At 63.5% G+C, this 12,008-nt stretch carries 6 protein-coding genes; 3 read left to right on the top strand and 3 right to left on the bottom strand.

Features of this window, described 5'->3' with window-relative positions:
• Positions 1 to 17: 17 nt before the first annotated feature.
• Both EWV35_RS00205 and EWV35_RS00200 read right to left on the bottom strand, forming a co-directional pair.
• Entirely contained in the window at positions 18 to 1,628 is a 1,611-nt protein-coding gene (locus tag EWV35_RS00205) for an anchored repeat ABC transporter, substrate-binding protein (protein WP_165168250.1), read from the bottom strand.
• Positions 1,625 to 2,650, bottom strand: a complete 1,026-nt coding sequence (locus EWV35_RS00200) for a TIGR03773 family transporter-associated surface protein (RefSeq protein WP_165168248.1) — start codon at positions 2,648 to 2,650, stop codon at positions 1,625 to 1,627. The genes EWV35_RS00205 and EWV35_RS00200 overlap by 4 nt, the downstream gene beginning before the upstream one ends.
• Before the next feature lie 404 nt (positions 2,651 to 3,054).
• Here EWV35_RS00200 and EWV35_RS00195 point away from each other — a divergent pair, with 404 nt between their 5' ends.
• From EWV35_RS00195 to hrpB, 3 genes are all read left to right on the top strand, one after another.
• Positions 3,055 to 5,868, top strand: coding sequence for a choice-of-anchor M domain-containing protein (locus EWV35_RS00195; protein WP_165168246.1), 2,814 nt, complete (start codon positions 3,055 to 3,057; stop codon positions 5,866 to 5,868).
• A gap of 160 nt (positions 5,869 to 6,028) precedes the next feature.
• A complete protein-coding gene (locus EWV35_RS00190) occupies positions 6,029 to 6,967 on the top strand; it encodes an ornithine cyclodeaminase family protein (RefSeq protein WP_129657093.1) in 939 nt (312 codons plus the stop codon).
• Between the two features lie 44 nt (positions 6,968 to 7,011).
• The gene (gene hrpB, locus EWV35_RS00185) at positions 7,012 to 9,582 is read left to right on the top strand and encodes an ATP-dependent helicase HrpB (protein WP_238653960.1); all 2,571 of its coding nucleotides are present in this window, start codon (positions 7,012 to 7,014) and stop codon (positions 9,580 to 9,582) included.
• 67 nt (positions 9,583 to 9,649) lie between these two features.
• On the opposite strand, the gene EWV35_RS00180 is transcribed toward hrpB, so the two are convergent.
• The gene (locus EWV35_RS00180; RefSeq protein WP_129657091.1) at positions 9,650 to 11,890 is read right to left on the bottom strand and encodes a RecQ family ATP-dependent DNA helicase; all 2,241 of its coding nucleotides are present in this window, start codon (positions 11,888 to 11,890) and stop codon (positions 9,650 to 9,652) included.
• Positions 11,891 to 12,008 lie beyond the last annotated feature (118 nt).

Here is a 12,008-nt window from a genome sequence, read left to right as displayed (position 1 = left end):
TCTCTGTTTTCAACGGTTCAGTGGGCAGACTTCCCCGGGTCCCTGGGTTCGAGGCACCGGGAAATCGTGGTGGCGTTAGCCCGCATCATGTCTTCGTAGTGAGGCGCCTGCTTGTCCAAGGTGTCCGAATAGAGCTCACAGACCTTGACATCCTGCTCACGGGCAACCTGTTGCAGAACGTTTCCGCGGCCCATGGTTCCTTTGTCCACGAACACGGCTGGAATGTGCAGGTCTGTGATGGCTCGGGACAAGCGCCGACGTTGTTGCAAACCCGGTTCGGTGCCGGGGACCGGGGCCACGAAACCTTCCACTTTCAACCCGTAGGTATCAGCGAGGTAGCCGTAGCCGTCGTGAGTCGTGATCAGACTGCGCCGTTGCTTCGGGATCGCGTCATAGACCGTGTGGAGTTCCCGGTCCACATCGTCAAGGTTCCGCAGCAGGTCACGCGTGTTGGATTCGAAGAGACTGGCCCGCGAAGGTGCAGCGGCAATCATCTGGTCCCGGATCACCTCGGCGGCGGCCTTCACATTGGGCACCGAATGCCAGAAGTGAGGGTCGATCTCACCGTGAACGTGCTCGCCGAGGACTGCCTGCGCCAACAGATAGACCTGCTCCCCCGGGCGACCCAGGAAACGGTATTGAGCGCCCGCGGGCAACTCCTGCAAAGCCTTGGCCGGAACGGCGATCACGGTTTGAGACGGGTCGTATTCCTTGGCCCCGTGGTCGGTGTCCGCACGGAGTACCATGCGGCTTCTGGTGAGATCCGCCGTGACGTCCACATGGCCACCGTCGAGTACCTGGGTATGCGGCCCGATGCTCGTAGCGGCTTCATGGGCGTCCGTGCCCACCGCGAAGTACACGGTGGACGGAGGAACATCAACGCCGGGGGCCTGGGCCCGGATCTCAACCTCGTGCAGGCCGGATTCGGTGAATCCCCAGGACAGGTGAGTGTGGGCATCCGGAGGCAGGTCGATTGATCCCAAGTCGCCGGTGACGTTCCCGTCGGAACGCCGGCGGGCTCCGTCGGCCGCTGAGTCAGCGACCTTCCTGACACGACCGAACGTCCCCGAGACGAACGCCGCCGTATGCCCATCGCCCTTGATGCGGTCAGTTCGGAACGTCACGGAAGGCTCGTTGCTTCTTCCGGATGGGTCCTGCCGCCCGCCTTCTGACCTGAGCCCCAGCCACACCGTGTCCAGGGAGAGGTCCTCCGTCATCGGACGCAAGCTCCCACCGTACTTCTCGATCCTCTCGGCGACGGGGACGATTCCGTTCGCGCTGTCAGAGAGGTTCGATTGCACCGTGCGACGCAATTTCTGTTGTTCGAGCAACATCCCGTTGGTGAGGGCCAGATCGGCGTACGCGATGTCGCGAATGTCCCTCAAACCTGGTTCGTAGGAGTGCGGATCCGCCCCCGTCGGAACCAGTGATGTCGCACAGACCTCGTTTCCGCCGATCCTCTGGGCCAGGTCGGCCAGAATGGGGGTCGTCGCGACCACACGCAACGGCTCGCTCCCGGCGGGTGAGGTGCCGACTGCATCCGGAACGACCGAACATCCGCTCAGCGCCCCGATCGTCACCAGGGTCAGAACCGCGACGACTGCGCGAACGCGACCGCGCCCGGTCACGCCCGCCGACGTCCGCCGCGCAGTGCCCACACGAGGAGACCGCCGCAGAGTAGCAGCGTCACGCCGTAGAGCGCGTTGACGATCATGGCGTCTTCAACCGGTCCGGTCTCGGCAAGTTGCCCCCGGGCCGAACTTGATTGCTGCGCTTGGTTGTCGGAGATGTCTGCCGCGTTCGTCCCGGTGGCGCCTGATCCTCCCTTCGAGGAACCGCTGTCCGTACCGCCGGTGCCCTGCTGGTGGTTGTTGGGATCCTGGGCCGCAGCTTTGTTGCCGCCAGCCTTGTCGTCTCCGGTCGAGCACTCGTCGGGGTAAGCGCCGGCACCGGGATTCTTCTGGGCATTGGCGACGGCGGCTTCGCCGACCGCGAAGCGCAGTTTGCCCGTAGAAGTCTTCTGCTCACCGGTCTTGAGCTTCGCGGTGAAAGTCACGGTCGCGGTGTAGTCCCCCGGCTTCGTAAAGACCCAGTTACCGTGCTGGTGGGTGTTGAGGGGGACCGTGTACGAATTCTGTCCCTTGGTCGAGAACACCGGAGTTGCGCCACTGCCGAAGTTCCCGGTCAGGAAGACGCTCAGATCTCCTGGACCGTCGACCGAATCCAGCGACATCGTCACGTCCCCGGCACCCTGATCAACCAGTGCCGCGTCCTGAGTGTTCCACCCCAGCCACGGCACGTTCGCTTCCTGGCTGGCTCCGATGAGGTAAACCTCCGAGCCCTGTTGTGCGATGTCCTCCATACCCGCAGGCATCTTCTTCTTCGCGGCGTCTCCCAGAGCGAATACGAGGTTTTGCCCGATCTTCCACTGTGCAGGGTGGCTCCGGTCATCCTTGACCGCGCTCTTGAGAGTCCCATCCATCAACCGCGCCCCGAAATCGAAGTGGCCGTCATGGACGACTTCGGCTGCGGGAGCCTGGTTCGACGAGCAGACCTCGGGCAGGTCTGCGGCGATGGCCGATGACACGGCCAGCGGTTGTGCAATGAGGCCTGCCGCGAGCGCGAGCGAAGCCAGTGAGGTGGCGGTCACGCGACGTCCCCAACGTCGGCTTTGGCCACAGTCGTGTACTGAAGATGTGCGATTCATCGAGGTCCTTTCCATGCGACGGGCGACACCGCGGCAGAGAACAGCATGTCGAAATGTTGACTACTTTATAGTACATAATTAATAAAACTCATTCGCATCTTGACTTATGGTCGTGCCGTTCCCCTAACGCAACATCGGGCTCGCCACGGACAACAAGCGACCGGGCACGGTCTTCGGCCGTCTCGTCGCAGTCACCCGCCTTCTGAGAGAGGACACCAATGCCCACAGCCAGGAGCCGCTTCTCCGGTCCACGATTCACTCCTCCGCCCTCGGGCGCGAAGGATTCGACTCGAACGTCCCGGGCTACAAACCCGTGGCCACGAGGAACGCAATGGGTCACGGCTTGTATGGCCGCCCTCGCCCTGATGCTAGGGTCGACCCCCGCGTGGGCGGGTCCCGACGACGGACGCACCGTGACCACCAGGGCGCACGTGGATGCTCCCAAGACGTACTGGAAGAACGACCAGTTCACTCTCTTCAACGAGTACCGGGGACAAGAACTACCGTTGGAATCGACCGTCGCATGGGTTGGCAAGGGCTGGAACCGCTCCGGAAAGAACCAATACCAATTCACGGTTCCGGACAGCCCAAACCTCGACTTCCTGAAAAGCGCCGGCAAGACCTGGTACATGGCGCCCGGTCTGCCGATCAACAACCACGACCCCATTTGGATGGGCTTCGGTGCGGACACCGACATTCCGATCGAGAAATTCCGCGACAAGTCATTCTTCCTCGATCTGCTCTCGGTCGACGGGCCGGGTCGCGTGGAAATGCTCAACTACACGGCCGATATCTACCCTCAGGACGTCAACCGTATGCTGAGCTCATCCGACCAAGGGTGGCACTCGCAACGCCTCGTGCCCGGCTCACACACTCACAACGCGACCCTTTACTCCAGGCCCGGTCGCTACGAACTGACCTACCGGGCCGTTGCCCGGGGTACGGACGGAAGTACCATCCAGTCCAAGCCGACCACAATGGTGGTCCAAGTCGGTGGGCAGAAACCATTGGACACCGCCACCGCCCCCCTCAAGGAGAGTTTCGACAAAGCATCTGACGCGGGGTTGAAAACCGCGAAATATCGATTGGCCGTTTCTCCCCACACGGGACAGAAGAATGACGGCGACGAGAAACTCAGCACAATATCCTTCGAGGCCGGGAAACCGGTCGAGGGCACCCTGACCCTTTACAATCAGGGCTACTTCCTGACCGACCTGCCCGTGGAAAATGGCAGGGCGTCGTGGGATGAGCTCATGGGATTCGAGGATTCGTCCCTCCAGGGCATCTTCGTTCCCAAAGACGGTTCCGCGCCCCGCTGGATCAGCCCCGAATTGAAGTACGCCCCAGGCAAGCAGGCCCACGTCTCTTCGGATCAGGGGCACGGCCCCTGGCCCGACAAGCTCCCTGAACCGGCAAACATCGCGTTGCCGACCGAGCACTACACGCCCGAGAACACCGACTACACCATCGAGCTGACACCGGTCGAGGGGCATGACTACACCAAAGTCACAGTCCGCTTCAAGGACCCGAAATTCCGCGGCTTGGTCACCGGCGGGATCTACGACAACGCCGACTCCAAGCATCCGACGTCGACCTTTGAAACTCAGGTCACGGATGGCGTCGGAACCGCGTTCTACGAGACCGACTTCATCGAAGAATCCAGCGTATTCCGAAGCACCGTCATACCTCACCCGGATATGAATGCCTTCGCCGATACACGGCTCCTCGAGGGCCCTGTCACCAAGGACAAACCCCAGTCAATCCCCGGCACCCTGACCCTCGACACACCCTCCGACACGGATTCCCCGCAACCTGAGCCCTCGGCATCCGCGTCCCCCACCCTCGCCCCCTCACCCGAGCCTTCCCCTTCGGACCGGCCGGGCGGCCCCAATCCGAAAGAGCCCTCGAACGATGACAAGTGCGAGGATCCCGACCTCGATCGGCGTCTGGCCTTGGACGACGGACACGTTGACATCGCCGGAAAGGGATCGAGCAAAGGGCTTTCGATTGCCCTGAGCGACGAGACGGGCCAACACGACAAGAGCACGGTCGAACGCAACCTGAACGACGTCAAGTTCGTGGTCTCGAACCATGCCCGCCACAAGAGGCACGGCGGCGTGATGAAGGACCCGGCACTGGATTTCATCGGGCCCGAAGGCACGCAGTTCTATGGTCTGTCCCAGACGCAGAGCCCGGGAACCATCTGGCCCGGGTACAACACCCAAGGCATCGATTTTTCGACCTTCGACCAGAACGGCGTGAACCTGTCCATCAAGCCCACCCAGATGCCGAAGGATGCACACTTCGGAATGTTCTCGGACGGAAATCTGGGAGGCAAGGTCAACGTGATGCTCGACTCCACGAAGAACAAGACCGATATCAACATCACCAACGGAACACATGCCCACGCGAACTGGGTCTTTACCAAACCGGGTGTCTATTCCTTTGATGTCTCCTACTCAGGGAAGAGCAGAGACGGCACGTCAGTCCGATCCGAAACGCAGAACCTGCGGGTTGTCGTCGGGAATCCCGCCGGTGATCAGTGCGGCACCGGCCCGACCGGTCCCGCGGAGGGGCCCGGTGACGGCAAAACAACGGGCAATACCCACGGGAAGGACGACGCTCGGCCCGATTCCGACCACCCCGGTAGCCACGCCGATCATCACGGAGGAGCCTCCGCCGGGGATGGCGGTCAGAGCGATCAGGGAACCGACGGTGAAAGCGTACGCATTGCAGGCTCCGACGGCGAGATTTCGGGAAACCGCGGTTCCGACAGCGGCACTCGCGTTTCCGGATCCGTGGTCGGTCCGGCGCCGCAGACCTCGCTTGGACGGGCCTCCGGAAATCCGGACCCCGCCGCCAACGCGGCGGATCCCGCGCCCCGCACGGGGAGCAGCCACGTCTTCGCCTCCGAATCCGGCAAGTCGCTCCCTGATGACCGCGGAGAATCAGGGAACCACGGGATCACCGACGGGAACCTCTTCGGCTCGAAGCCGTCTCACGCTCCTCCGGCCCAGGCCGGAGATTCGTTGGCCAAGACAGGCGCATCGATCAATATCCCCCGCGCCGTCATGATCTGCGCCCTGCTGATCGGCTCGACACTCATCGGAGTGACGGCGTACCGACGTCGCCAGAACGCCCGGACGGACGCCGAGACCTGATCCTTCGGCCGGCTCCTTCTCCGAGGGGCCGGCCTTTTTCCTTCAGCCGCGGGATCTTCATCCCTTGTGAGGGCACACGACCTCCGAGAGATCGGTAGACTCACGTGTGCAGACAGACGCGCTAGTCGGCCCGCAGACCAGAGCGAGCCGTGGAGGATCAATGTCCGAATTGGCATCGCCCGACATCAGAAACATCAACGCCGAACAAGTGTTGGCTCATTTGCCGATGAGAGCCGCGGTCGACGCCCTGAAGCAAGCGCTTCTCCAGGGTTACGATCCGGCTCAGGCGCACCCCCGCACTTCGGCCAAGCTGCTCCACGGCGAATTCCTGATGATGCCAGGTGAGTTCGGCGACTACGCCGGCATCAAAATCCTGACTGTCGGACCGGACAATCCCAGTAATGGAATTCCCCTGATTCAGGGCAACTACATGCTCTTCGATTCGGAGTCTCTCACCCCGCTGGCCGTGATCGACGGCGTGGCATTGACCGCAATTCGCACCCCTGCCGTTTCGGCGCTGGGCATCGAAATGTTGGCCGCTCCCGATGCAAGCCGGCTCGTGGTGTTCGGGACGGGACCTCAAGCCGAATATCACGTTCGCGCGGCCGCGGCGGTTCGGGAAATCTCCAACGTCAAGGTCATCGGCAGGAGTGCCAACAAGACAGGGCGCCTCGTGGAAACGCTGCTCGCTGAAGGATTCAATGCCAAGGCGGGCACCGCGGAAGATGTCGCCCAGGCCGACATCATCGCTTGTTGTACGAGCGCCAAAGAACCGCTTTTCGACGGTGAAACGGTGCAGGATGGCGCCGTCGTCGTCGCGATGGGCTCGCACACACCGGATGCGCGAGAGACAGACGATGCTCTGGCCCGACGCGCTGCATTCTACGTCGAGGATGTGGAAACGGCGTTGCGGGAAGCGGGGGACGCCGTCATCGCGATCCAACGGCACCTCATCCGCCGTGGAGATCTGCACGATCTTTCCTCGCTCGTACTCGACGGGAAACGCGATCCGTCTCGACCCGCGTTGTTCAAGACCGTCGGGATGGGATGGCAGGACCTCGTCACCGCGAAGGCCCTGTTCGAGAACCTCCCGGGCTAGGCTCGCCGTTTTGTGTCGCGGTAACCGAGAGGCACACTGACTCGGTGAGCATCTTCGACCTCGAAACCATGAGCACTACCCTGCCTGCCGCGGGGCTTCTGCCCGCGCTGGGCACCTCGAGCAGCGCCCGAGGAACAATCCGGGCCGTAGTCGAAGCGCCACCGGGTACGGGCAAGACGACTCTGGTCCCGCCGTACATGGCCAATTGGATCCACGAGCAGGCCGTCCGCGGAGAGGCCGCAGGACGAGTGGTGGTGACCCAGCCGCGACGCATGGCGGCCCGTTCCGCCGCTCACCGCCTGGCGCAGCTCTCGAAGAGCAGCATCGGCGGACACGTCGGTTACACGGTCCGAGGCGAACGCAAAGTCTCGGCCTCAACACGCGTGGAATTCGTGACGACGGGCGTACTCCTCAGACGACTCGTCCGCGATCCCGCGTTGGCGGACGTCTCCTGTGTGATCCTCGACGAGGTCCACGAGCGTCATCTGGACTCCGATTTGGCTTTCGGCATGCTCAGGCAACTGGCGGAGCTCCGTGACGATCTCTCGCTGATCGCGATGTCCGCAACACTGGACGCCGCACAGTGGGCCAAGCTCTTGGGCGATGACGACGCTCCCGTTCCGGTCGCGTCCGTCGCGAGCACCGCATTCCCGCTCACGGAATTGTGGGCGCCTCCCCCTGCACCGGCCTTCGACGCACGAGGGGTGACAACCGATTTTCTGCAGCACGTGGCCTCGACGGTCGAACGTCATCGGGGTCACGTCGACGGTGACGTTCTGGTCTTCCTGCCGGGTGCCCGAGAGATCGACCGCATGGCCGGGGACCTCAGGAATCTTTTGGGCAGCGACGCCGAAGTGCTGACGCTCATGGGCAGGACTCCTCCTCGGGAGCAGGACCGCATCCTGAAAGGGGCATCGGGTGGACCGCAACGCATTGTGCTGACCACCAATGTCGCCGAATCCGCCGTGACGGTTCCCGGAGTCCGGCTCGCCGTCGACGCCGGGCTGGACCGACAGCAACGTCTCGACGCTATGCGCGGAATGAGCGGTCTGGTGACCGTCGGCGCGTCGAAAGCTGCGATGGCCCAGCGTGCGGGGCGTGCCGCCCGCGAGGGCCCGGGCGTCGTCGTGCGGTGCCTGAGCTCTGCGGATTTCGCGGCACGACCTACCACAACACCACCCGAAATCGTCACGAACGATCTGACCTCCGCGACGCTTGACCTCGCATGCTGGGGCACCCCGGGCGGAGACGGGCTCAGACTCCCGGATCCGCTTCCGGAACGCGCCCATACGAACGCGCGTGAGGTCCTGCACGCTCTCGGTGCCGTCGATGACGGCGAGCGCGCGACCGAACTGGGCCGCAAGCTCGCGAGCGTACCCGCGGACCCGCGTTTGGCGCGCGCACTGTTCGACGGTGCGCAGTTGGTCGGTTCGCGCGCCGCCGCAGAAACCGTGGCTGCCCTCGGATCGGATCATCGTGCACCGGGGTCCGATATTTGGCGACTCATCTGCGATCTGAGACGTGAAGGCAATGCCACATGGCGGCACGAGGTACGGCGCCTCGAGAACGAGGTGGCAACCGCCCCGGGTTCGGCCCCGGCTGCCGAGTCCGACGCCGCTTTGGTCACGGCACTAGCGTTCCCGGACCGGATCGCTCGCCTGAGAGCTGCGGGAAGCGCCGACTATCTCATGGCCTCGGGAACGGGGGCATCACTTCCTCATGGCTCGTCTCTCAGGGGACAGGAATGGCTCGCGGTCGCGGAGGTCGGACTGGCCAACGGGCACCCGCTCATCCGGGCAGCTTCCGTTCTGGACTTCGACGCCGCCCAGCTGGCGGGCGCTGAGCTCCTCCAAGAGGGTGAAATCGCAATCTTTGATCCCATCGGGGGCGCCCACAGGGTCACCTCCCGTCAGGTCAAAGCACTCGGGTCCATCGAATTGTCCTCGACGCCCTGCAAACCATCGCGAGAAGCCGGACGCACGGCCGTCGCAAACGCATTGGCCAAGTATGGTCTGCGGGAAGTTCTGAAGCCCAACGATTCCTTCGAATCGCTCCGCGCCCGGATGGGCCTCCTGCATGCAGTATTCGGTGCGCCGTGGCCGGATGTCAGGCTAGAGAAACTCTCGCTCCGGGCCGAAGAGTGGCTGGGAAATCGACTCGACGTCATTGCTTCCGGCGGATCTCCCCAAAACATCGATGCGACTTCTGCCCTGAGGGGTCTGATGCCGTGGCCGGAGGCCGCGCGCTTCGATGAGCTGGTCCCGGAACGCATTCTGGTCCCCAGCGGCTCACACGTGCGACTCCAATGGCCCACGCCGGAAGAGCATGACCATGGGCAGACCGTCCCACCCGTCCTTGCTGTGAAATTACAAGAATGTTTTGGCTGGGCAACGGGTCCCTCAGTCTGCGACGGCCACGTACCCGTGACGCTGCATCTGCTCTCCCCCGCACGCCGGCCGCTGGCGGTCACCCAGGATCTCACCAATTTTTGGGAACGCGTATATCCACAAGTCCGGGCGGAGAATCGTGGCAGATACATCAAGCACCCGTGGCCCGAGGATCCGTGGAACGCACCGGCCACGGCGAAGACCAAGAACGCCTCGCGGAAAAGATAGTTCCCCGCTCCGGTCGGTTGAACACACCTTCTCGTGGTGTGTCCTCACGCCGCCCCCGATTCGGCTCTCACCCTTGCAAGGCGAGGGCAAACGGTAGGACTCCGCTCGCACCCGCGCGGCGAATCTCCCTGGCGGCGATGGTCATGGTCCAGCGGGAATCGATGAGGTCGTCGACCAGGAGGACCGGACCATTCAGGTCGCGGATCCGATCCGCAAGTTCTGGCCCCACGTGGAACCTGTCCCATATGGCCGCGACGGAGAATGCGCTGTTGCCGCCTCCTTGCCCGGACGATGTGGCGGCATCAGGTGCAAGGCCGAGGTCCCCCAGGTACGGAAGCCTGCCGGCTTCAGCCAGGCCACGCGCCAGGGACCCGGTCAGACGGGGTCTGGTGGTCGACGGGATGGAGACGACTCCGGCTGGGCGGACGGACCAGTCCCACTCGGCCAAGACCGCGACGCATGCCTTGCCCAAATCTGCGGGAACCTCGGTGTCGATCGGGGCTCCTCTTTCGTCACGCACAAATACCTCACGCAGGCGGTTGCCCCAACCGAGGTCGGTGAGCCGCGCCAAGGCCCGTCCTCTGTGATAACGCTCGTCCTCGGGGATTTTGCCCTTGTGATCGATTCCGAGTTTGGGTAACCCGCTGGGCCACTGAGCCCGAGGCTCGACCGGAACGCCCACGCGGATCAGTCCGTGCTTGGCTCGACGGGAGGCCTCGTCGTCCACATTCTCTGGGTACCAGGGACCGGCGCAGACATCGCATCGTCCACAGGGTCGTGCGGTGCGGTCGTCAAGCTGATCGGCAAGGAACTGCATGCGGCACATCCGTCCGGCCTCGTAGGCCAGCATGGCATCTTGTTCCCGGCGCCGAGCCTCGGCAATGCGCTCGTACCGTTCGGCATCGTAGCTCCACGGTCTCCCCGTTGCTGTCCACCCACCCGGTGTCCGCTCGACGGCTTCCTCTACCGCGAGGACTTTCAGCAAGAGTTCCAAGGAGGTCCGCTTGACGTTGACCGCCGACTCCAGGGCGGCGACGGACAGGGCGCCGGAGGATTTACCCAAGGCCTCCAGGATGGCCTCCGAATTCTCCCGTGTGGGCATGGAGGCGGTCGCGAAGTACCTCCAGATCTCCGGGTCCTCCCGCCCGGGCAGCAGGAGGACGTCCGCGCTGTCGGTCGCGCGGCCTGCACGGCCGACTTGCTGGTAATAGGCGACCGGGGATGAGGGCGCGCCGAGGTGAACCACGAACCCCAGATCCGGTTTGTCAAAGCCCATTCCCAGAGCGCTGGTAGCGACGAGGGCCTTGACCTTGTTGGTCTTGAGATCTTCTTCGGCCGCCTCGCGCTCGGCCGTATCCGTACGTCCGGTGTAGGCCCTGACGTGGTAACCGGACTCGCTCAGGATCCGGGCGGTGTCTTCTGCCGCGGAAACGGTCAGTGCATAAACGATCCCGCTGCCGGGCAAATCTTTCAAGTGCTCGATCAGCCAAGCGATGCGCGACGCATTGTCCGGCAGGGTCAGCACGCCTAGACGCAGGCTTTCGCGGGACAGCGGCCCCCTGAGCGTGAAGACGCCATCCGGTTGCGCCGTCGGCCCGTCCGGCTGCTGCTCGGCCGTTGCGTTTTCGCCACGTCCTTCGGACTGGGGGCCTCCCCGGGACACGGGAGACTGTTGCGCGTTGACATCCAACTGCTCCTGTACATCCGTTACCACTCGCTGATTGGCCGTGGCCGTGGTTGCCAAGACCGGCACCGACGGAGGCAAGCCGGCGATCACATCCTTGATTCTCCGGTAATCCGGGCGGAAATCGTGTCCCCAGTCCGAGATGCAATGCGCCTCGTCGATCACCAGAAGGGAGCACGTATTCATCAATGTGGGCATCCACTCGTCACGGAACCGGGGGTTGTTCAATCGCTCCGGACTGACCAGCAGGACATCGAGTTCGCCGGCTCGAATGAGATCACGGATCTCGTTCCATTCGGTGGCGTTGGCCGAATTCACTGCGGCCGCCCGCACACCGGCTCGTTCGGCGGCGGAAACTTGGTCCCTCATCAAGGCGAGCAGGGGGGAGATGATGAGCGCCGGGCCCCCGCCGAGTTCCCTCATGAGCAACGACGAGATGAAGTAAACGGCAGATTTGCCCCAGCCGGTGCGCTGAACCACGAGAGCTCGTGCACGGTCTTGGACGAGAGCGCGGATGGATTCGAACTGACCCGGGTGGAAATCAGCTTCCTCGTTTCCGGTCAGGGCACGAAGATGCTGCCGAGCGCGGTCATAGAGTTCTGAGGCGGAAGGTGCAACGGTCATGCATCCAGTCTGACAGGCCCGAGAACCCTGCCGAACGCGCCTGTGGACAAGAGATCCGGCCCCGGAGCTTCACGAACCGGCCCACAGTCGGCACACAGGTTCCCTACAGTAGACTGAA

Source organism: Rothia uropygialis (assembly GCF_004137765.1).
In the GTDB taxonomy this organism is placed as follows: domain Bacteria; phylum Actinomycetota; class Actinomycetes; order Actinomycetales; family Micrococcaceae; genus Rothia.
This window is presented reverse-complemented; position numbering and strand designations above follow the sequence as displayed.

Coding starts and splice junctions, on each gene's coding strand:
- EWV35_RS00195 (WP_165168246.1), top strand. CDS start 3,055: ATGGCCGCCCTCGCCCTGATGCTAGGGTCGACCCCCGCGTGGGCGGGT.
- EWV35_RS00180 (WP_129657091.1), bottom strand. CDS start 11,890: ATGACCGTTGCACCTTCCGCCTCAGAACTCTATGACCGCGCTCGGCAG.
- EWV35_RS00190 (WP_129657093.1), top strand. CDS start 6,029: ATGTCCGAATTGGCATCGCCCGACATCAGAAACATCAACGCCGAACAA.